Origin of the sequence: Citrobacter cronae (assembly GCF_016893685.1) — a bacterium.
Classification (GTDB): Bacteria; Pseudomonadota; Gammaproteobacteria; order Enterobacterales; family Enterobacteriaceae; genus Citrobacter; species Citrobacter werkmanii.
The window spans coordinates 527,155-548,107 of the sequence record NZ_CP069763.1 but is presented as its reverse complement, the minus strand read 5'-3'; the positions used below and the strand labels follow the sequence as shown (position 1 = coordinate 548,107).

At 54.0% G+C, this 20,953-nt stretch carries 18 protein-coding genes and 1 tRNA gene; 10 read left to right on the top strand and 9 right to left on the bottom strand.

Translation table 11 applies throughout. The features are described 5' to 3' along the window. The first annotated feature begins 111 nt into the window (after nt 1–111). Nucleotides 112–885, top strand: a complete 774-nt coding sequence (locus tag JSN25_RS02200; RefSeq protein WP_087856866.1) for a siderophore-interacting protein — start codon at nt 112–114, stop codon at nt 883–885. On the opposite strand, the gene JSN25_RS02195 is transcribed toward JSN25_RS02200, so the two are convergent. Beyond that, nucleotides 886–1,734 carry a helix-turn-helix domain-containing protein gene (locus JSN25_RS02195; protein ID WP_204525417.1) on the bottom strand — a complete coding sequence of 283 codons (849 nt, stop codon included), beginning with the start codon at nt 1,732–1,734 and terminating at the stop codon, nt 886–888. It lies immediately after the preceding gene. 66 nt (nt 1,735–1,800) lie between these two features. Between JSN25_RS02195 and cfa the strand changes: the two genes are divergently transcribed. Further along, the gene (cfa, locus tag JSN25_RS02190) at nt 1,801–2,955 is read left to right on the top strand and encodes a cyclopropane fatty acyl phospholipid synthase (protein WP_038634036.1); all 1,155 of its coding nucleotides are present in this window, start codon (nt 1,801–1,803) and stop codon (nt 2,953–2,955) included. 40 nt (nt 2,956–2,995) lie between these two features. Here the strand turns inward: cfa and JSN25_RS02185 are convergent, their stop codons facing one another. Further along, entirely contained in the window at nt 2,996–4,654 is a 1,659-nt protein-coding gene (locus JSN25_RS02185) for a glycerone kinase (RefSeq protein WP_199966623.1), read from the bottom strand. 560 nt (nt 4,655–5,214) lie between these two features. Between JSN25_RS02185 and JSN25_RS02180 the strand changes: the two genes are divergently transcribed. Then, a complete protein-coding gene (locus tag JSN25_RS02180; protein WP_007372185.1) occupies nt 5,215–6,312 on the top strand; it encodes a glycerol dehydrogenase in 1,098 nt (365 codons plus the stop codon). Between the two features lie 89 nt (nt 6,313–6,401). Beyond that, entirely contained in the window at nt 6,402–8,327 is a 1,926-nt protein-coding gene (dhaR, locus tag JSN25_RS02175; RefSeq protein WP_038642879.1) for a dihydroxyacetone kinase operon transcriptional regulator DhaR, read from the top strand. Here dhaR and JSN25_RS02170 read toward each other — a convergent pair. From JSN25_RS02170 to JSN25_RS02155, 4 genes are read right to left on the bottom strand one after another with little or no spacing between them, the layout of a single operon-like run. Then, nucleotides 8,305–8,835: a cob(I)yrinic acid a,c-diamide adenosyltransferase gene (locus JSN25_RS02170; RefSeq protein ID WP_087856863.1), complete on the bottom strand. Its 531-nt coding sequence runs from the start codon at nt 8,833–8,835 to the stop codon at nt 8,305–8,307. The two genes, dhaR and JSN25_RS02170, sit on opposite strands and share 23 nt — an antisense overlap. Further along, on the bottom strand, nt 8,836–9,189 hold the full coding sequence (locus JSN25_RS02165; protein ID WP_087856862.1) for a glycerol dehydratase reactivase beta/small subunit family protein: 354 nt from the start codon (nt 9,187–9,189) through the stop codon (nt 8,836–8,838). It abuts the gene before it with no gap. 16 nt (nt 9,190–9,205) lie between these two features. After that, nucleotides 9,206–10,369, bottom strand: coding sequence for a 1,3-propanediol dehydrogenase (gene dhaT / locus JSN25_RS02160; RefSeq protein WP_038634024.1), 1,164 nt, complete (start codon nt 10,367–10,369; stop codon nt 9,206–9,208). A 22-nt stretch (nt 10,370–10,391) separates the two neighbouring features. Next, on the bottom strand, nt 10,392–10,820 hold the full coding sequence (locus tag JSN25_RS02155) for a GlcG/HbpS family heme-binding protein (RefSeq protein ID WP_204525416.1): 429 nt from the start codon (nt 10,818–10,820) through the stop codon (nt 10,392–10,394). A 392-nt stretch (nt 10,821–11,212) separates the two neighbouring features. Here JSN25_RS02155 and JSN25_RS02150 point away from each other — a divergent pair, with 392 nt between their 5' ends. The 5 genes from JSN25_RS02150 to JSN25_RS02130 all read left to right on the top strand — a co-directional run bounded on the left by JSN25_RS02150 (nt 11,213) and on the right by JSN25_RS02130 (nt 16,165). Further along, nucleotides 11,213–12,880, top strand: coding sequence for a propanediol/glycerol family dehydratase large subunit (locus tag JSN25_RS02150; protein WP_016243883.1), 1,668 nt, complete (start codon nt 11,213–11,215; stop codon nt 12,878–12,880). A gap of 11 nt (nt 12,881–12,891) precedes the next feature. Beyond that, complete coding sequence (locus tag JSN25_RS02145; protein ID WP_038634014.1) at nt 12,892–13,476, top strand: propanediol/glycerol family dehydratase medium subunit; 585 nt, start codon at nt 12,892–12,894, stop codon at nt 13,474–13,476. A 2-nt stretch (nt 13,477–13,478) separates the two neighbouring features. Next, on the top strand, nt 13,479–13,907 hold the full coding sequence (locus tag JSN25_RS02140) for a diol dehydratase small subunit (protein WP_079225973.1): 429 nt from the start codon (nt 13,479–13,481) through the stop codon (nt 13,905–13,907). Between the two features lie 10 nt (nt 13,908–13,917). Then, nucleotides 13,918–15,732, top strand: a complete 1,815-nt coding sequence (locus tag JSN25_RS02135; protein WP_204525415.1) for a diol dehydratase reactivase subunit alpha — start codon at nt 13,918–13,920, stop codon at nt 15,730–15,732. Nucleotides 15,733–15,841: 109 nt separating this feature from the next. Then, on the top strand, nt 15,842–16,165 hold the full coding sequence (locus JSN25_RS02130) for a DUF1889 family protein (RefSeq protein WP_001573898.1): 324 nt from the start codon (nt 15,842–15,844) through the stop codon (nt 16,163–16,165). A 148-nt stretch (nt 16,166–16,313) separates the two neighbouring features. Here the strand turns inward: JSN25_RS02130 and JSN25_RS02125 are convergent. Beyond that, nucleotides 16,314–16,389 (bottom strand) — tRNA-Ile (locus JSN25_RS02125). A gap of 124 nt (nt 16,390–16,513) precedes the next feature. Here JSN25_RS02125 and mug point away from each other — a divergent pair. Then, on the top strand, nt 16,514–17,020 hold the full coding sequence (gene mug, locus JSN25_RS02120) for a G/U mismatch-specific DNA glycosylase (protein WP_069324359.1): 507 nt from the start codon (nt 16,514–16,516) through the stop codon (nt 17,018–17,020). A 45-nt stretch (nt 17,021–17,065) separates the two neighbouring features. Here mug and rpoD read toward each other — a convergent pair whose 3' ends face one another. Both rpoD and dnaG read right to left on the bottom strand, forming a co-directional pair. Continuing rightward, nucleotides 17,066–18,910 carry an RNA polymerase sigma factor RpoD gene (gene rpoD, locus JSN25_RS02115; RefSeq protein ID WP_038634001.1) on the bottom strand — a complete coding sequence of 615 codons (1,845 nt, stop codon included), beginning with the start codon at nt 18,908–18,910 and terminating at the stop codon, nt 17,066–17,068. 284 nt (nt 18,911–19,194) lie between these two features. Continuing rightward, a complete protein-coding gene (dnaG, locus tag JSN25_RS02110) occupies nt 19,195–20,940 on the bottom strand; it encodes a DNA primase (RefSeq protein WP_038633998.1) in 1,746 nt (581 codons plus the stop codon). Nucleotides 20,941–20,953: the final 13 nt, after the last annotated feature.

Below are 20,953 nucleotides of genomic sequence, written 5' to 3'. Positions count from 1 at the left end.
TAATCACAAACTGACTATATCAAAAAAGTGCTTGCAATCTTTCTTATTAGCAATCATTATCATTTAAAAATAAATTTAGATATATCGTATTATCTTCACGAAGGCGAAAAAATGACAAAAAACACCTCACGCTACCCACAGCGCGTTCGCAATGAACTGCGCTTCCGTGAACTTACCGTCCTGCGCGTTGAACGTATTAGCGCGGGTTTTCAGCGCATCGTACTGGGCGGTGATGCGCTGGACGGTTTTAGCTCGCACGGCTTTGATGACCATACCAAGGTCTTTTTCCCGGAACCGGGCAGCCATTTTGTGCCGCCTGTTGTCACCGATGAAGGCATTGTCTGGGCCGAGGGTGTGCGTCCGCTCTCCCGTGACTACACGCCGTTGTATGACGAAGCGCGCCATGAGCTGGCGCTGGATTTTTATATTCATGACGGTGGCGTGGCGAGCACATGGGCAATGAATGCTCGCGAGGGTGACAAGCTGACGATCGGTGGTCCGCGCGGTTCTTTGGTGGTGCCAGAGGATTATGCGTATCAGGTTTACGTGTGTGATGAATCAGGAATGCCCGCGCTGCGCCGACGGCTGGAGTCGCTCAGTCGTTTAGCGGTACGCCCGAACGTAACGGCGCTGGTAAGCGTGCAGGATGCGGCGTATCAGGACTATTTTGCCCATCTCGACGAGTTTACTATTCAGTGGTTTATCGGCCATGACGAACAGGCGGTGAACGAACATTTATCGCGGCTGAACGTGCCCGCAGACGATTATTTCATCTGGATTACCGGCGAAGGCAGGGTGGTAAAAAACCTCTGCGCCCGCTTTGAAACCGCGGCGTTCGATCAGCAACTGGTGCGCGCAACGGCTTACTGGCATCAACGCCGTTAATCAGTAATTCGATGGCGGCACGCCAAACGCCTGGCGAAATGCATAGCTAAATGCCGCGGTGCTGGAATACCCCACATCCAGCGCCACGGCAGTTACGCTTTTATTTTTCTTCAGCATTAATACGGACTCCAGAATACGCATTTTTTGCTTCCAGACGCTGAAGGGCAATCCGGTTTCTTTTTTGAAATGCCGTGAAAAGGTACGGGCTGACATGCCCAGATGCTGCGCCCAGTATTCAACCGAATGCTCCAGCGCCGGGGATTCCTGAATTGTCCGGCACACTTTGGTTAATTCGCGGTCGTGCGGCCAGGGTAATACAAAAGCGACTTCCGGGAGCTGCAGAATAATATCGACCAGAACACTAACCAGCTTGCCCTCTTTTGACTGGCTATCATAATGGCCCGAAATTAAATTGGTGGCGTAATGAATAAACTCTCTGGCGAAATCACTGATTGCCACCACTTTACATTCATTAATGCTCTCTTCAAGAAAACCCGGCTTAATATCCAGATTCTCTAAATGCACATCATCCAGTGCCCAGACCGCATGTTCGGTATTATTGGGGATCCAGATGCCATAATGCGCCGGGATTATCCAGCATTTGCCGGCAACATCAATTCGCATGCTGCCTTTACGGGCGAAATGAAACTGCATAAAAGAGTGCGAATGCTGCGGAACATGATGGTTGGCTTCCAGGACATAAGAACGAAAGTACACGTCCTGCGGCAGCTCCGTAATGGAGTTATCGGGGAATGAATTCCACTGTTTTTGCGCGAGAGTCTCCATAAATAAATCGACAATGCTCCCGGTGATGTGTCCGCTATTCGATAGATCTTGTCCGCAGATCATAATACATACATTCAGTTTTCCATAATAATCTTGCGTAACGATTTTTAGCCCACTTTGGTAAATACCATGAACACGCTTTGTTCAGATGCTGTCATCGTCAATGAAACAAATGATAACTGGACCCGAATGGGGAAAGAACTGCTTTCGCAAGCGGATATCCAGATTAATGGCTCTCGTGCCTGGGACATTCAACTTCATCATGCCGGTTTCTTTAAGCGGGTACTGCAACAAGGCTCGTTAGGGCTGGGCGAAAGCTATATGGAAGGCTGGTGGGACTGCGAGCGGCTCGATATTCTGTTCTGTAAAATTCTCAAAGCAAAACTCGACCAGCAAATGCCGGGCAACCTGAAAGATATTTTACGCATTGCCAGCGCTCGCCTGTTTAATTTGCAGTCGCGAAGCCGCGCGTGGATTGTCGGCAAAGAACATTATGATATTGGGAACGATCTTTTTGCGCTGATGCTGGATCCGCATATGCAATATTCCTGTGGTTACTGGAAAGACGCGACCACATTAGACGATGCGCAAAATGCCAAATTAAAAATGATTTGTGAGAAGCTACAACTCAAACCGGGTATGCGTTTACTCGATATCGGTTGTGGCTGGGGCGGACTGGCGGAATATGCAGCGCGTCATTACGGCGTGGCGGTAGAAGGCGTCACTATCTCTAAAGAGCAGCAGAAAATGGCGCAACAGCGCTGTGAAGGACTGGACGTTAATATTCTGCTGCAGGATTATCGTGACCTCGATAAACACTACGATCGCATTGTCTCCGTGGGGATGTTCGAACACGTCGGGCCGAAAAACTACGACACCTATTTCAGCATCGCCGACCGTTGTTTAAAACCGGACGGGCTGTTCCTGCTGCATACCATTGGCAGCAACAAAAAGGGGATGAGTGTCGATCCGTGGATCAATAAATACATTTTCCCGAACGGTTGCTTACCGTCGATATCGCATATTGCCGAGGCCAGCGAATCACGCTTTGTAATGGAAGACTGGCATAACTTTGGCAGCGATTACGATAAAACGCTGATGGCCTGGCATGAGCGTTTTAATCAGGCATGGCCGGAGCTGTCTTCACGTTACTCCGCCACCTTCAGAAGAATGTTTAATTACTATTTATGCGCCTGCGCTGGGGCTTTCCGCGCCAGAGATATTGAGCTTTGGCAGGTACTGTTTAGCCGCGGCGTCGAGGGTGGCCTCCGCGTTTATCGTTAACGTTCTGCCTGATGCGCGAAGCGCATCAGGCATTTATCACTTAACCCAACTCACTCTCCGCCAGCGCTTTAAATACCATTGCGACGGCATGCGCTCCGGGATCCATATTACCCAGCAAACTTTCGCTGCTCAGATACGATGCGCGACCCGCATTGGCTTTGCTCGACAAACAGGTTCGTTCGGCCCCGGCTTGCGCGGCGTCAAAAGCGGCATGCAGGTTGTCCGGCTGTGCCAGCAGTGAGGTCAGCGCGGGTTGCAGTGCATCTATCATGGTGCGATCGCCTTCGTCTGCGCCGCCGTAGAACTTCATCTGATCCAGACCCGCATTCAGCGCTTCGGCAACGTTAGCTCCCTGTTCCAGTTTCTGCCCGGCGGCGGTAAAGAGAATAGACATCAGCACGCCGCTGGAACCACCCATCACCACGGTCAGGCGTTCGCCAATCAGCGCGAACAGCGTGGCAAGGTCATCCAGCGGAAGCTGCTGACGCTGCAGCAGACTGGCAATTTCACGCGCGCCGGCGGCAAAGGTTGAACCCGTATCGCCATCGCCGACTTTGGCATCCAGCGCGTTGAGATGTGCTTCCAGATTGGAAAGCGTTCCGGTGACCCGCTCCACAATTTCGGCAACCCGCGCGTTGGCAGAGGGCTGGAATTCCACGTGCGCGCTGCGCTGGGATGATGGCGCGTAGCTGATTTCACGCGGTGGGACGGGAGTCGGCCAGTTACTGGTTTCCACTTCGGTCAGCAGCGCTTTTTCGATGCTCTCTTCCAGCACGATGGCCGTTAGTGAGAATCCTTTCATATCCAGCGCGGTGACCAGCGAGGCCGGACCAATCAGCCAGTCGATGCGTGGGTATAGCGGACTGCTGGCCAGTTCGCGGGTGATAATGGCCATTTCCGCAACGGATACGCCGCCAAGATTGTTAATCATCACCGCCACTCTGCCGGTTTCAGGCAGGACCGTCAGCAGTTTATCCACCATCAGGTTCACCACCTGCGCGCTGTTTTGGGTATCAATAACCGAGGCCCCCGGCTCGCCGTGAATGCCCATGCCCAGCTCAGCATGACCCGGATGATGGCGCGGCGCGGCGTCGGTTTCTTGCGGCAGATGACAGCTGGAGAGGGCGACGCCCAGGCTGAAGGTGTTGTTGGCTGCGTACTGCGCTTCACGCAGGACGGTGGCGAGGTTGTAGCCGCGTTCAGCGAAATAGCCGGCGATTTTATGCACCAGGATGGTTCCCGCAATGCCGCGTGGGTGTTTGTTATCCGGCAGGGAGATGTCGTCACCGACTATCAGCATTTCAACGTTGTAGCCCAGGCGTCGCGCTTTCTCGGCGGCGAGACCGAAGTTAAGACGGTCACCGGTGTAGTTCTTCACGATCAACAGACAGCCAGCCTCACCGGTCACTGCCTGAATAGCGGTCAGTACCGCATCCACGCTCGGGGAGGCGAACACGTCGCCGCAGACCGCCGCAGTCAGCATACCTTTGCCGATAAACCCAACGTGCGCGGGTTCGTGCCCTGAACCGCCGCCGGAGATCACCGCCACGTTATTTTTGTTAAGGTCGCGGCGAACCACGACGCGAATGGCCGGATCGCTCTCCAGACGCGCCAGGTTATTCCACGGGCTGGTGATAATTGCACCGTCGATCACGTCGCTCACAAGCTGGGTGCGTTGGTTAAAAAAGAATTGAGACATAACGGCTCCTCGAGGTTGAGTGTAAGACAAACCCCCGAATGCATGTTCATGGTGCGGAGGCGATAGAGAGATTCTGGCGAAGTCAGCATGGAAAAAAACAACGCGAAAATGAGTTTCATTACGAAACGTGATTGCTGTTTTTTGTTCCGAAATGAAACTTAATTAGGCGAAAAATCTGCACAATGCGAACTCGCTCGACTTTTTTCTTCTGCGAACAGAGCAGGCTGCACGGCGCTGTCAGCCTTTTTTGCGGGTTTTTACGCAGGATGGCGCGTTATTGGGGAAATTGATCTTCGTGTTGGACGGTGATTTCGCGGTAAAGGAACGGATCGGGATCGCAAACCTTATTATTTTTGTGGTTAAGCGTTCCAATATGAAACGTGTGCCTTTTTTATCTGTTTCATATCAGAACAAAATGACGAAAGATTTTTTTGTGCACGCCTCGCCATACAGTTATTACATCGCTCCGGTACGTCCGCTTTCGCCGTCAACATCAGGCTAAACGGGTTAACGCCAGGGCTCACCATGTAAAAACATGTACTTATTTGAGGATGAAAGGAATGCTAAAAGTTATTCAATCTCCAGCCAAATATCTCCAGGGTCCTGACGCTTCTACCTTATTTGGTCAATACGCTAAAAATCTGGCGGACAGCTTTTTCGTGATTGCGGACGATTTCGTCATGAAGCTGGCGGGAGAGAAGGTACTCAATGGTCTGCATAGCCATGACATTAGCTGCCACGCGGAACGCTTTAACGGTGAATGCAGCCATGTTGAAATTAATCGCCTGATTGCCATTCTGAAAAAACACGGTTGCCGTGGTGTGGTTGGGATTGGCGGTGGGAAAACGTTAGATACCGCCAAAGCGATTGGTTATTACCAGAAGCTGCCGGTGGTGGTGATCCCAACTATCGCATCTACCGATGCGCCAACCAGCGCGCTGTCCGTTATCTATACCGAAGCGGGTGAGTTTGAAGAGTATCTGATCTACCCGAAAAACCCGGATATGGTGGTGATGGATACCGCAATTATTGCCAAAGCGCCGGTACGTCTGCTGGTGGCCGGGATGGGCGATGCGCTCTCTACCTGGTTTGAAGCGAAAGCCTGTTATGACGCTCGGGCGACCAGCATGGCGGGCGGGCAGTCCACCGTGGCGGCGCTGAGCCTGGCGCGCCTGTGCTATGATACCCTGCTGGCGGAAGGCGAAAAGGCACGCTTAGCCGCCCAGGCTGGCGTGGTGACCGATGCGCTGGAACGTATTGTCGAAGCCAACACCTACCTCAGCGGTATCGGCTTTGAAAGCAGCGGCCTTGCGGGGGCACATGCCATCCATAACGGCTTTACGATTCTGGAAGAGTGTCACCATCTGTACCACGGTGAAAAAGTCGCCTTTGGTACGCTGGCGCAGCTGGTGCTGCAGAACAGCCCGATGGAAGAGATCGAAACCGTGCTGAATTTCTGTCAGAAAGTGGGCCTGCCGGTAACGTTAGCGGAAATGGGCGTGAAAGACGACATTGACGGCAAGATTATGGCCGTGGCTAAAGCCACCTGCGCAGAAGGTGAAACCATTCACAATATGCCGTTCCCGGTGACGCCTGAAAGCGTACATGCCGCTATTTTGACGGCAGACCTGCTGGGACAGCAGTGGCTGGCGCGTTAATCGGGCACAGGTAAATTTACCCAGCATCTTCTCCCCCTCTGACAGTCTCTGCCGGAGGGGTTGTCTATGGCAAAACAGCGGAAATGGATATGACGGCGCACACGCATAGCATCGGGCAGGAAGTCTCTTCGGTTCTCGCCCAGTCCTGGCATCGTTGCAGCAAGTTTATGCAGCGGGAAACCTGGCAGGCGCCGCATCAGGCGCAAGGGCTGACCTTTGAGTCGATTTGTCGTCGCAAGACGGCGCTGCTGACGATTGCGCAGGCCGCGCTGGAAGATGCCTGGGAGTTTATGGACGGTCGTCCGTGCGCACTGCTGATTCTGGATGAATCAGCCTGTATTCTCAGCCGTTGCGGCGATCCGCAGACGATAGAACAGCTGGCGGAGCTTGGATTTCGCGACGGCAGCTATTGCGCGGAAAGCATTATCGGCAGTTGTGCGCTGTCGCTGGCGACGATGCCGGGGCAGCCGACAAAAACCTCTGGCGCTCAGCACTTTAAACAGGCGTTGCATCCGTGGTCGTTCTGCTCGACGCCGGTGTTCGATAACCATGGACGTCTGTTTGGCTCCATCTCATTGTGCTGTCTGGTAGAACATGAGTCCGTTTCTGATTTATCCCTGACGCTGGCGATTGCCAGAGAAGTCGGCAATTCATTGCTGACCGACAGCCTGCTGGCAGAATCCAACCGCCATCTGAACCAGATGTACGGGCTGCTGGAGAGCATGGATGATGGCGTGATGGCCTGGAATGAGCAGGGGGTGTTGCAGTTCCTCAATGCGCGCGCGGCGCTGCTTTTGCATCTCGACGCGCAGGCCAGCCAGGGCAAAAACATTCACGACCTGCTCAATTTGCCCATGCTGCTGCGTCGGGCAATTAAACATGCCCGCGGTCTGAATCACGTCGAAGTCACTTTTGAAAGTCAGCACCAGTTTGTTGATGCCGTCATCACCCTGAAGCCGATTGTTGAGGAGCAGGGCAACAGCTTTATCCTGCTGCTGCACCCGGTGGAGCAAATGCGTCAGTTGATGACCAGCCAGCTTGGTAAGGTGAGCCACACCTTTGAGCAGATGTCGACGGACGATCCAGAAACCCGACGCTTGATCCATTTTGGTCGCCAGGCGGCAAGGGGGAGTTTCCCGATCCTGCTGTGCGGGGAAGAGGGCGTCGGGAAAGAGCTGCTGAGCCAGGCCATTCACAATGAAAGCGAACGCGCCAGCGGGCCGTATATCGCCGTCAACTGTCAGCTGTATGCCAACAGCGTGCTGGGGCAGGATTTTATGGGCAGTGCGCCCACCGATGATGAAAATGGTCGGTTGAGCCGCCTTGAGCTGGCGAACGGCGGCACGCTGTTTCTGGAGAAAATTGAATATCTGGCGCCGGAGCTGCAATCCGCGCTGTTACAGGTGATCAAGCAGGGAGTATTAACTCGCCTGGATGCCCGTCGCCTGATCCCGGTGGATGTAAAAGTGATCGCCACCACCACGGTTGATCTCGCTAATCTGGTGGAGCAAAACCGCTTTAGCCGCCAGCTGTATTACGCGTTGCACTCTTTTGAGATTGTTATCCCACCGCTACGCGCGCGGCGTAACAGTATTCCCTCGCTGATTTATACGCGACTGAATAGCCTGAAAAAACGCTTTTCAACCAGCCTGAAGATCGACGACGACGCGCTGGCGCAACTGGTGGCTTATTCATGGCCGGGCAATGACTTCGAGCTGAACAGCATTATCGAAAACATCGCTATCAGTAGCGATAACGGCCATATCCGGCTGAGCAATCTGCCGGATTATCTGTTTGCCGAGCGCCCCGGTCTGGAGACCGCGTCTTCCCTGCTGCCTGCCAGCCTGACGTTTACCGCTATCGAAAAAGAGGCGATTATCCATGCCGCCCGCGTCACCAGTGGGCGAGTACAGGAGATGTCGCAACTGCTGAATATTGGTCGCACCACCTTGTGGCGTAAGATGAAGCAGTACGACATCGACGCCAGCCAGTTTAAGCGCAAACATCTGGAGTAGTTTCTTCGATTCTGGCCATGGAGAACAGCGCATCCGACAGCCGGTTGATATAACGCTTGAGTTCATCGCGTAACGTCAGCGTTCTGTCCATCGCGATGAGGATCCGCTCCAGCCGCCGTGCCAGGGTGCGCGCAACGTGTAGCTGTGCCGATGCCAGATTTTTCCCCGGAATGACAAATTCTTTCAGGGGGCCGCTCTGCGCCATATTGCGGTCAATAAGCTGCTCCAGCGCCTGAATATCCTCGGCGTTAATCGTCTGCGTTAAGCGGGCGAGACCTTTCTCATCGCTGGCGAGTTCCGCCCCCAGCACAAACAGCATCTTCTGGATGGCATGCAGATCTTCGCGTAATTCTGCCTGGCGCGAGCTGGCATAGCAGACGCCAAGCTGGGAAATCAGTTCATCCACCGTACCGTAGGCGTTAACGCGGATGTCGTCTTTGTCGATACGGCTGCCGCCAAACAGCGCAGTCGTGCCTTTATCACCGGTTCGGGTATAGATGCGGTACATTTATTTTATCTCGCTAAAGGGAAGCACTTTGACCAGTTGGCCAGCATTGGCGCCGAGCATGCGGATCATTGCTGCCCCGGCGGCGATATGCCCACGGACCAGCGCCCGATCCTCGGGTAGCTGGGCGTGGGTTAGGGCAATATCACCGCTGGCGCTGAGGCCGAGACCCACGCGTAATGTTGAGCTTTTAGCCGCCAGCTTGCTGAGGGCCAGCGCGCAGTCATGTGCGTCGCAACAGGTTGTCCGGCAAGGGACGCCTTGCTCTTCCAGCCCCCAGCATAGTTCATCAAGCACGCGCGTATCCTGCCAGCGTGAGTGATAAAACAGATGTACGCCCGGTGATGAAAGTGACATTGCGCCCCCTTATTGATCAGAATGCCTGACGGAAGATCCCGGCAATTTCTTTCTCGTTCCCTTTACGCGGGTTGGAGAAGGCATTGCCGTCTTTCAGCGCCATTTCCGCCATATACGGGAAATCGGCTTCTTTGACGCCCAGTTCGCGCAGATGCTGCGGAATACCGATATCGGCAGAGAGGCGAGCGATGGCGTGAATCGCCAGTTCGGCGGCATCCATGGTGGACAGACCGTCGGTGTTCTCACCCATAAACTCTGCGATGTCGGCAAATTTCTCCGGATTAGCGATCAGGTTATAGCGCGCCACGTGCGGCAGCAGTACGGCATTTGCTACGCCGTGCGGCATGTCGTACAGACCGCCAAGCTGATGCGCCATCGCGTGAACGTAGCCAAGGTTGGCGTTGTTGAAGGCCATACCCGCCAGCAAAGAGGCATAGGCCATGTTTTCACGAGCTTTCAGGTTGCTGCCCAGCGCTACGGCCTGGCGCAAATTACGGGCGATCAGACGAATTGCCTGGATAGCGGCAGCGTCGGTAACCGGGTTGGCATCTTTTGAAATATAGGCCTCAACAGCGTGTGTCAGGGCGTCCATCCCGGTCGCTGCGGTCAGTGGCGCAGGTTTGCCGAGCATCAGCAGCGGGTCATTGATGGAAACCGACGGCAGGTTGCGCCAGCTGACAATCACAAACTTCACTTTGGTTTTGGTATTGGTCAGCACGCAGTGGCGGGTGACTTCGCTGGCGGTGCCGGCGGTGGTATTCACCGCGACGATCGGCGGCAGCGGATTGGTCAGGGTTTCAATCCCGGCATAGCTGTAGAGATCGCCTTCGTGCGTCGCAGCGATACCGATGCCTTTACCGCAGTCATGCGGACTACCACCGCCGACGGTAACGATGATATCGCATTGCTCCTTACGAAAAACTTCCAGACCGTCGCGCACGTTGGTGTCTTTGGGGTTTGGCTCGACGCCGTCAAACACCACCACGTCAATACCAGCTTCACGCAGATGTTCGAGGGTTTTATCAACCGCGCCGTCCTTAATGGCTCGCAGACCTTTATCAGTCACCAGCAGCGCTTTTTTACCGCCCAACAGTTTGCAGCGTTCGCCCACGACGGAAATAGCATTCGGGCCAAAGAAATTCACATTTGGCACCAGGTAATCAAACATACGATAGCTCATAATTTACCTTCTTAGATTTAAATTATAATTCAGAAAAACAATTCAGTGCGGTTTGCGCTAATAACATGTCTTGTTCGGCAGTACCGCCACTTACGCCGACGGCACCGATTAATTTATCGTTTAATATGACAGGTAAGCCGCCGCCAAAAATAACGATCCGCTGTTGATTCGTTAGCTGTAAACCATATAGTGAGGCACCCGGTTGTACCGCGTCGGTAATTTCATGAGTCCCCTGGCGCAGACAGCAGGCGGTCCAGGCTTTATTCAGTGAAATATCACAGCTGGTGACAAAGGCGTCGTCCATGCGTTGCATCAGCAGCGTGTTTCCGCCGCGATCCACCACGGAAAAGACCACCGGCACGTTGATCTCAGACGCTTTAGCCTCGACGGCCTGCGCCATTTTTTTCGCAGCCGCCAGCGTAATGGTGGCGATTGGTTGGCTCTTATTCACAGTTTCTCCTGAAAATAGTGTAGGGCTGAGGTCACGAAAATATCGCGAGACAGCTATTTTTTATCATTGGGTTTGGCTTTATTTTGTCGCCGCGCGTTATTAAGTCAATAGGGTGAAAATTTCAAAAGTATTAATTTGATTTTGCGTATCGGCATTTATTGATAATGATCATTTAACTTCGTCACAATTCGCTCCGGCTATTCCTGAGAACCGTTTCAATATGAAACGATGAATTTTTATTGCGTGCCAAATTGGAACGAAATTAATTTTATTTTTTTATTGCTGTGCTCATTTAGAGTTCGGCCATTGCTGATGAAAGGCGAATGCCGGGTGGTGTGTCCCCGGCAATACAGCCCGGCGTCCCTATTTTTTATCTTTTGAGTCCATAAACTATGAGAAGATCAAAACGATTCGAAGTGCTTGCGAAGCGCCCTGTAAATCAGGATGGGCTGATTGGCGAATGGCCTGAAGAGGGGCTGATCGCCATGGAAAGCCCCTACGATCCGGCTTCGTCGGTGAAGGTAGAGAATGGTCGTATTGTTGAGCTGGACGGCAAGAGCCGCGCCGAGTTCGACATGATTGACCGTTTTATTGCCGACTACGCGATTAACGTGGCTGAAACCGAACGGGCAATGCGGCTCGACGCGCTGGAGATCGCCAGAATGCTGGTGGATATCCACGTCAGCCGGGAAGAGATTGTTGCTATTACCACCGCCATCACGCCGGCGAAAGCGGTGGAGGTGATGGCGCAAATGAACGTGGTGGAAATGATGATGGCGCTGCAAAAAATGCGCGCCAGGCGCACGCCGTCCAACCAGTGCCATGTCACCAACCTGAAAGACAACCCGGTACAGATTGCCGCCGATGCGGCTGAAGCGGGGATCCGTGGTTTTTCAGAACAGGAAACCACGGTCGGCATCGCCCGCTATGCGCCGTTTAACGCCCTGGCGCTGCTGGTCGGTTCCCAGTGCGGTCGCCCTGGCGTGCTCACGCAATGTTCCGTTGAGGAGGCGACGGAGCTGGAGCTGGGGATGCGCGGGTTAACCAGCTACGCCGAAACGGTATCGGTATACGGTACAGAGTCGGTGTTTACCGACGGCGATGATACGCCGTGGTCAAAAGCGTTTCTCGCCTCGGCCTATGCGTCTCGCGGGCTGAAAATGCGTTATACCTCCGGTACCGGTTCGGAAGCGCTGATGGGCTATTCCGAGAGTAAATCGATGCTCTATCTGGAGTCGCGCTGCATCTTTATCACCAAAGGCGCGGGTGTACAGGGGCTGCAAAACGGCGCGGTCAGCTGTATCGGCATGACCGGCGCAGTGCCGTCGGGGATCCGCGCGGTGCTGGCAGAAAACCTGATTGCCTCGATGCTCGACCTTGAAGTGGCCTCCGCCAATGACCAGACCTTTTCCCACTCAGATATTCGCCGTACCGCCCGTACCCTGATGCAAATGCTGCCGGGTACCGACTTTATCTTCTCCGGCTATAGCGCCGTGCCGAACTACGACAACATGTTTGCCGGGTCGAACTTCGATGCGGAAGACTTCGATGATTACAACATTCTGCAACGCGATCTGATGGTGGACGGTGGTCTGCGTCCTGTAACCGAAGAAGAAACCATCGCCATCCGTAACAAGGCGGCGCGCGCCATTCAGGCGGTGTTCCGCGAACTGGGTCTGCCGCTGATTAGCGATGAGGAAGTTGAGGCCGCCACTTACGCTCACGGCAGCAAAGATATGCCCGCGCGCAATGTGGTGGAAGATCTGGCCGCCGTGGAAGAGATGATGAAGCGCAATATTACCGGGCTGGATATCGTCGGCGCGCTAAGCCGTAGCGGCTTCGAAGATATCGCCAGTAACATCCTCAATATGCTGAGACAGCGCGTCACCGGTGATTACCTGCAAACGTCGGCCATTCTGGATCGCCAGTTTGAGGTGGTCAGCGCTGTTAACGACATTAATGATTATCAGGGACCAGGCACCGGCTATCGCATCTCCGCCGAGCGCTGGGCGGAAATTAAAAATATCGCGGGCGTGGTTCAGCCTGGCTCAATTGAATAAGGCGGTACACCGTGGAATGCACAACTGAACGTAAGCCGGTTTTCACCTTGCAGGTAAGCGAAGGCGAGGCGGCTACAGCGGACGAACGCGTAGATGAAGTGGTGATTGGCGTCGGTCCGGCCTTTGATAAGTATCAGCACAAAACCCTGATTGATATGCCGCATAAGGCGATTCTTAAAGAGCTGGTGGCAGGGATTGAAGAAGAGGGGCTGCATGCGCGGGTGGTGAGAATTCTGCGCACCTCGGACGTTTCTTTTATGGCGTGGGACGCGGCTAATCTCAGCGGTTCCGGCATCGGGATTGGTATCCAGTCGAAAGGAACCACGGTGATTCATCAGCGCGATCTGCTACCGCTGAGTAACCTGGAGCTGTTCTCTCAGGCTCCGCTGCTGACGCTGGAAACCTATCGCCAGATCGGTAAAAACGCCGCGCGCTATGCACGCAAAGAGTCGCCTTCGCCGGTGCCGGTGGTCAATGACCAGATGGTGCGCCCTAAATTTATGGCCAAGGCCGCGCTGTTTCACATCAAAGAAACCAAACACGTGGTGCAGGATGCTGCACCCGTCACGCTGCATATTGCACTGGTAAGGGAATGACCATGAACAACAACATCATGACCGCGCAGGATTACCCATTAGCCACCCGCTGCCCGGAGAAAATCCAGACGCCTGGCGGGAAACCGTTAACCGACATTACTCTTGAGAATGTGCTGGCAGGCAAGGTCGGGCCGCAGGATGTGCGTATTTCTCAGCAAACGCTGGAGTACCAGGCGCAGATTGCCGAACAGATGCAACGTCACGCCGTGGCACGCAATTTCCGTCGCGCGGCGGAGCTGATTGCCATCCCGGATGCTCGTATTCTGGAGATCTACAATGCGCTACGTCCGTTTCGTTCTTCATTCGCGGAGCTACAGGCGATTGCCGATGAGCTGGAGCACACCTGGCATGCCACGGTGAACGCCGCTTTTGTCCGCGAGTCGGCAGAGGTGTATCAGCAGAGAAACAAGCTGCGTAAAGGCAGCCAGTGACGGAGGGCGCATGCCGTTAATCGCCGGGATTGATATCGGCAATGCCACCACTGAAGTGGCGTTGGCGCAACATGGACGGTTTATTGCCAGCGGGATTGTCGCCACCACGGGCATGAAAGGGACGCGGGACAACATTGCCGGGGTGGTGACCTCCCTGCAGCAGGCACTGGATAAAACGCCGTGGTCGCTTCAGGACGTGGCGAAAATCTGCATCAATGAGGCCGCGCCGGTGATTGGCGATGTGGCGATGGAAACCATCACTGAAACCATCATTACGGAATCGACAATGATTGGCCATAACCCGCAGACGCCGGGGGGCGTCGGCGTGGGGATGGGAACCACCATCAGCGTGGATAAGCTGGCATCACTGAGCGAGGATCGCTTTGCGCAGGGCTGGATCCCGCTGGTGGGCGAAGAGATTGATTTCCTCGAAGCGGTCTGGCTCATCAATGAGGCGCTGGATCGTGGGATCAACGTGGTGGCGGCGATCCTGAAAAAAGATGATGGCGTACTGGTGAACAATCGCCTGCGTCGGGCAATGCCGGTGGTCGATGAAGTCACGCTACTGGAGAAGGTTCCGGAAGGTGTGCTGGCGGCGGTGGAAGTGGCGGCCGCAGGGCAGGTGGTGCGGGTATTGTCGAATCCTTACGGCATTGCGACCTTTTTTGCCCTGACGCCGGAGGAAACGCAAACCATCGTCCCTATCGCCAGAGCGCTGATTGGCAACCGCTCCGCTGTGGTGCTGAAAACGCCGCAGGGTGATGTGCAGTCGCGAACGATCCCGGCGGGTAAGATCTTTATCCGTGGCGAAAAGCGCGGCGGTGAAGCCGACGTAGCGCAGGGCGCGCAGGCCATTATGCAGGCGATGAGCGCCTGTGCGCCCGTGTGCGATATTCGCGGTGAAGCAGGTACGCACGCGGGCGGGATGCTTGAGCGGGTACGTAAGGTAATGGCCTCGCTGACCGGTCACGACATGAACGCCGTGCATATCCAGGATCTTCTGGCGGTGGATACGTTTATTCCCCGCGCGGTGCAGGGTGGCATTGCCGGGGAATGTTCAATGGAGAACGCCGTTGGCATTGCGGCGATGGTGAAATCTGACCGCTTACAGATGCAGGCTATCGCCAGCGAACTGAGCGCGCGGCTAAACACGCCCGTGGAGGTGGGTGGGGTGGAAGCCAACATGGCCGTGGCTGGCGCGTTAACGACGCCCGGATGCGCCGCGCCGCTGGCGATCCTCGATTTAGGCGCAGGATCCACCGATGCCGCCATTATTAATAGCGACGGCGTAGTGAAGGCGGTACATCTTGCCGGGGCGGGGAATATGGTCAGCCTGCTAATTCAAACGGAACTGGGCTTAAGCGATCCGTTTTTAGCAGAGGAAATTAAAAAATACCCGCTGGCCAAAGTGGAGAGCCTGTTCAGCATTCGCCACGAGAACGGCGCGGTGGAGTTTTTTCGTGAACCGCTCAGCCCGTCAGTATTTGCCAAAGTGGTGTATCTGAAAGACGGCGAGCTGATCCCGGTTGATAACCAGACCTCGCTGGAGAAGATTCGTCTGGTGCGTCGTCAGGCCAAAGAGAAAGTTTTTGTCACCAACTGTCTGCGCGCGTTACGCCAGGTATCACCTGGCGGCTCCATTCGCGATATCACTTTTGTGGTGCTGGTAGGCGGTTCATCGCTGGATTTTGAAATTCCGCAGATGATCACCGATGCGCTGGCGCATTACGGCGTTGTCGCCGGGCAGGGCAACATCCGTGGCACTGAAGGCCCGCGCAATGCGGTGGCGACTGGGCTGGTTTTAGCCGGAGAAGCAAAAAAATAGCGCAGAAAACAGCCGCGCAAGCGTTTAGCTGCGGGGTAAGTCAAAGAAAGGCGATGTTCTCTTTGATATCCCGGCGGAGTTGGGTACATAGTATCAAGGTGTCTCTAACGTGGTTAATTTTAAGGATAAGAGCATGCCAACAGCAATTGAGAAAGCCTTGGATTTTATCGGTGGTATGAACACTTCGGCGTCAGTACCCCATTCAATGGATGAAAGCACCGCTAAGGGAATTCTAAAGTATTTGCATGACTTAGGTGTGCCAGCGAGTCCGGAAGTTGTGATGGCACGGGGTGAGCAGGAGGGATGGAATCCTGAGTTCACGAAAAAAGTGGCCGGATGGGCAGAAAAAGTTGCCTCCGGTAACCGCATCCTTATCAAAAACCCAGAGTATTTTTCAACCTACATGCAGGAGCAGCTCAAAGAACTCGTGTGAGCTGACTATCGAATAAAACGCTAACGGACGTTTCCATCTCCGGATGGCGGCGTCCAGAAGGGTTGCCACATGCTGCTTATTGGGCAGACATATCTAAACGAAAGATTAATAAAAAAGGACCTGCGATTTCTCGCAAGTCCTTGATATTTGGTGGCCCCTGCTGGACTTGAACCAGCGACCAAGCGATTATGAGTCGCCTGCTCTAACCACTGAGCTAAGGGGCCGTGGCGGTGGATTATAAAGTAACTCCGCGTCGCAATCCAGACATAAGCGTACGGATGCTGATTTTATAAACAATGTATTATCAGTCCGTTATACTGTTACTCTGATGTATTGTTCGGAGTAATTATGGTTAAGGACATACTGGCACCAGGGCTGCGGGTGGTGTTTTGCGGCATCAATCCGGGGCTATCTTCCGCAGGTACAGGGTTCCCCTTTGCGCATCCCGCTAATCGCTTCTGGAAGGTCATCCATCAGGCGGGATTTACCGATCGCCAACTGAAGCCAGAAGAGGCGCAACACCTGCTGGATTTCCGCTGTGGCGTGACAAAATTTGTCGACAGGCCAACGGTACAGGCTAATGAAGTGAAGCTACAGGAGATGCGTAGCGGTGGCCGTAAGCTTATTGAAAAGATTGATGACTATCAGCCCGCCGCGCTGGCGATTCTTGGCAAGCAGGCGTTCGAGCAAGGCTTCAGTCAGCGCGGAGCGCAGTGGGGAAAGCAGACGCTGACCATTGGCGCGACCCAGATTTGGGTATTGCCAAATCCCAGCGGATTGAGCCGGATAACACTGGATAAGCTGGTGGAGGCGTATCGTGAGCTGGATGACGCGCTGGTCATGCGCGGGATGTAAATAAAAACGCCACCTTGCGGTGGCGTTTGAACTTATACGGCGAGATTAATCGTCGAGGAAGCTACGCAGCACTTCAGAACGGCTCGGGTGGCGCAGTTTACGCAGCGCCTTCGCTTCGATCTGACGGATACGTTCGCGGGTAACGTCGAACTGTTTACCTACTTCTTCCAGCGTGTGGTCGGTGTTCATATCGATACCGAAACGCATACGCAGAACTTTCGCTTCACGAGCGGTCAGGCCAGCCAGAACGTCGTGCGTTGCGGCACGCAGGCTCTCGGTAGTGGCAGAGTCCAGCGGCAGCTCGAGGGTGGTGTCCTCGATGAAATCACCCAGATGCGAATCTTCATCGTCGCCGATCGGCGTTTCCATGGAGATAGGCTCTTTGGCGATCTTCAGCACTTTACGGATCTTGTCTTCCGGCATCAGCATACGTTCAGCCAGCTCTTCCGGCGTCGGCTCACGGCCCATCTCTTGCAGCATCTGACGGGAAATACGGTTGAGCTTGTTAATGGTCTCAATCATATGCACCGGAATACGGATGGTACGCGCCTGATCCGCGATAGAGCGGGTAATTGCCTGACGGATCCACCAGGTTGCGTAGGTGGAGAACTTGTAACCACGACGGTATTCAAACTTATCAACCGCTTTCATCAGACCGATGTTGCCTTCCTGAATCAGATCCAGGAACTGCAGACCACGGTTGGTGTATTTCTTGGCGATAGAGATAACCAGACGTAAGTTCGCTTCAACCATCTCTTTTTTCGCACGACGGGCTTTCGCCTCACCGATGGACATGCGACGGTTGATATCTTTAACCTGCTCGATGGTCAGCCCGGTTTCTTCTTCAATCTGCTGCAGTTTCTGCAGGCCGCGGTGAACGTCATCTGCCACGTCGTGCAGTTTTTCAGACCACGGTTTGTTCATCGCGATTGCTGCGTTGAACCACGTTTCGCTGGTTTCATTGCCAGTGAACAGAGTGATGAAGTTTTTCTTCGGCATTTTGCACTGCTCAACGCAGAGCTTCATGATCAGACGTTCCTGAGTACGCACGCGGTCCATCATGACGCGCATGCTGTTTACCAGGTAGTCGAACTGCTTCGGCACCAGGCGGAACTGTTTGAACACTTCAGACAGCTTCTGAATTTCTTCCTGCGCGGCAGCATGGCTGCGGCCTTTGGCCTTGATCGTGTCGCGGGTGATTTCGTACTGGGTACGCAGCTCAGCGAATTTTTCACGCGCTAATTCAGGGTCGATGCTGTTGTCGTCATCGCTGCTGTCGTCGTCATCCTCTTCATCTTCGTCTTCATCTTCATCCATCTCTTCTTGAGAGAGTTCAGAACCGACGTGGGTCGCCGTTGGCGCCATGTCTTCTTCCGCGTTAGGATCGACAAAGCCGGTGATGAGATCGGACAGACGCGCTTCTTCAGCTTCTACGCGATCGTATTGCTCAAGCAGATAGGTGATGGCTTCCGGGTATTCAGCAACGGAGCATTGAACCTGGTTAATCCCGTCTTCGATGCGCTTAGCGATGTCGATTTCGCCTTCACGGGTTAACAGTTCAACGGTACCCATTTCACGCATGTACATGCGGACCGGGTCAGTTGTACGGCCGATTTCGGACTCAACGCTGGACAGAACCTGGGCAGCCGCTTCTTCCGCGTCTTCATCGGTGCTGTTGGAGGTTTCAGCAAGCAGCAGATCATCGGCATCAGGTGCTTCTTCCATCACCTGAATACCCATGTCATTGATCATTTGGATGATGTCTTCGATTTGATCTGAATCGACGATATCTTCCGGCAGATGGTCATTGACCTCGGCATAGGTCAGATAGCCTTGCTCCTTACCACGTTGGACAAGAAGCTTCAGCTGTGACTGCGGGTTTTGCTCCATAAGACGGTATCCACACTTAATTCGTTTGATTGGTGTTGGGCGGTAAAACCGCCAACGGCAAAACGAGGGCATACTTATATTTTGCCGCTGCCTCTCCGTGCGGCTGTCGGGGGCTTCCCGATCGATATTCGGCAGTTAAGCCGTTAAATACTTCATCTTTCACGTTGTCTCTGCGTTAGCTGCGTTCTCTCTTCCTGGTCATGTACTTATGTACACTCCCAGGCGTTCGTTCACTTGCTGCCTTGATACAACGCGAATGATTTTGTCTTTGTTTTGTCTTTCTCTTATTTCTTGGCCAGTTCCTGGTTCAGCGTCCAGAGTTCCCGGCGTTCTTCGCTGCTTAAACCGTGTGTGCGCTCACGAGCTATCAACTCTTCCTGGCGCAGTTCAAGCATCGAATCAAACATATGGTTGAGTGAGTCGGTGAAGGTTTTTTCTGCGATATCTTTATCTGCTATATCGTCCCACATCGACAGTTTTTCAAGGGTTGCAGCATCATTTGTGCCACGATAGTGCTCTAAAAGTTGGCCGGTGGTCAGGCCTGGCTGAGCCAGACAAGTGTTGACCAGTTCTCTGAATAAGCCAAGTCCAGGCAGCTTATTGCTGTCCAGCGCGCCTAACGGCGGAACCAGCGGAGCAAGGTCCGGGTTTTGCACCAGCAACCCTATAAGTATACGCATGGTCGTACGTTTTAGCTGTGGAACAGGGCGGGAAGCGCCATTTTCTGCCAGTTTTGGCATTAAACGTTCAAGCTGGCTGTCATCCAGAATGCCGAGCTTGTTTCCCAACTCCTGTCGCAGATAAATGCGCAACGTTTCGCCCGGCACCTGAGTGATCAGTGGCAGCGCCAGCGTGCTGAGCTGCGCGCGTCCGTCCGGGGTACTCAAATCTACCTGTGGCAACAGGCTATTAAATAAAAACGCGGAGAGCGGCAACGCCTGCTCCATCCGGGCTTCGAAAGCCTCTTTCCCTTCTTTACGCACTAACGTATCGGGATCTTCGCCATCAGGTAAAAACATAAAGCGTAGCTGGCGGCCGTCTGTCATATAAGGCAGTGCGGTTTCCAGCGCGCGCCATGCTGCGTCGCGTCCGGCACGGTCGCCGTCGTAGCAGCAAATCACGTTGTTCGTCGCGCGAAACAACAACTGGATGTGATCGGCGGTGGTTGACGTCCCAAGGGATGCCACGGCGTAGTTAATGCCGTATTGCGCCAGCGCCACCACATCCATATAACCTTCCACCACTAACAGGCGCTGTGGATCGGCGTTATCCTGCTGGGCTTCATAAAGGCCATACAGTTGGCGACCTTTATGGAAAATATCGGTTTCCGGGGAGTTCAGATACTTCGGCAGGGCATCGCCCAGCACGCGTCCACCAAAACCAATGACCCGACCACGTTTGTCGCGGATGGGGAACATCACCCGTTCGCGAAAACGATCGTAACTGCGTCCCTGATCGTTGGTGACCAACATCCCCGCATCGACCAACGATTTGCGATTCTCAGCATTGCCGCCAAACCGTTTCAGGACGTTATCCCAGCCGGGGGGGGCAAAACCAATAGCAAAACGGGTGATAACGTCGCTACTTAATCCTCGCTTTTCCAGGTACTGGCGCGCAGGGGTAGCGGCGGGCTGCATCAAAGACTGTTGATAAAAAGTGTTCAGGCCGTCCATCAATTGATAAAGGCTTTGCCGTTGATGGCGCTCTATCTGACTGGGGCCACTGCCTGCTTCATAGGGCACTTCAAGGTTGTGCATTGCGGCCAGTTCTTCGACGGTTTCCACAAACTCGAGCTTGTCGTAGTTCATGAGAAAGTCGACGGCGTTGCCATGCGCCCCACACCCAAAGCAGTGATAAAACTGTTTTTCACCGTTTACGGTGAAAGAGGGGGTTTTTTCGTTATGGAACGGACAGCACGCGTGATAATTTTTGCCCTGCTTTTTCAGCTTTACCCGCGCGTCGATGAGATCGACGATGTCGGTTCTTGCCAGCAGGTCATTAATAAATACACGTGGAATTCGTCCAGCCATATGCCCCGTTATT

Coding starts and splice junctions, on each gene's coding strand:
- JSN25_RS02200 (WP_087856866.1), top strand. CDS start 112: ATGACAAAAAACACCTCACGCTACCCACAGCGCGTTCGCAATGAACTG.
- JSN25_RS02195 (WP_204525417.1), bottom strand. CDS start 1,734: ATGATCTGCGGACAAGATCTATCGAATAGCGGACACATCACCGGGAGC.
- cfa (WP_038634036.1), top strand. CDS start 1,801: ATGAACACGCTTTGTTCAGATGCTGTCATCGTCAATGAAACAAATGAT.
- JSN25_RS02185 (WP_199966623.1), bottom strand. CDS start 4,654: ATGTCTCAATTCTTTTTTAACCAACGCACCCAGCTTGTGAGCGACGTG.
- JSN25_RS02180 (WP_007372185.1), top strand. CDS start 5,215: ATGCTAAAAGTTATTCAATCTCCAGCCAAATATCTCCAGGGTCCTGAC.
- dhaR (WP_038642879.1), top strand. CDS start 6,402: ATGACGGCGCACACGCATAGCATCGGGCAGGAAGTCTCTTCGGTTCTC.
- JSN25_RS02170 (WP_087856863.1), bottom strand. CDS start 8,835: ATGTACCGCATCTATACCCGAACCGGTGATAAAGGCACGACTGCGCTG.
- JSN25_RS02165 (WP_087856862.1), bottom strand. CDS start 9,189: ATGTCACTTTCATCACCGGGCGTACATCTGTTTTATCACTCACGCTGG.
- dhaT (WP_038634024.1), bottom strand. CDS start 10,369: ATGAGCTATCGTATGTTTGATTACCTGGTGCCAAATGTGAATTTCTTT.
- JSN25_RS02150 (WP_016243883.1), top strand. CDS start 11,213: ATGAGAAGATCAAAACGATTCGAAGTGCTTGCGAAGCGCCCTGTAAAT.
- JSN25_RS02140 (WP_079225973.1), top strand. CDS start 13,479: ATGAACAACAACATCATGACCGCGCAGGATTACCCATTAGCCACCCGC.
- JSN25_RS02135 (WP_204525415.1), top strand. CDS start 13,918: ATGCCGTTAATCGCCGGGATTGATATCGGCAATGCCACCACTGAAGTG.
- mug (WP_069324359.1), top strand. CDS start 16,514: ATGGTTAAGGACATACTGGCACCAGGGCTGCGGGTGGTGTTTTGCGGC.
- rpoD (WP_038634001.1), bottom strand. CDS start 18,910: ATGGAGCAAAACCCGCAGTCACAGCTGAAGCTTCTTGTCCAACGTGGT.
- dnaG (WP_038633998.1), bottom strand. CDS start 20,940: ATGGCTGGACGAATTCCACGTGTATTTATTAATGACCTGCTGGCAAGA.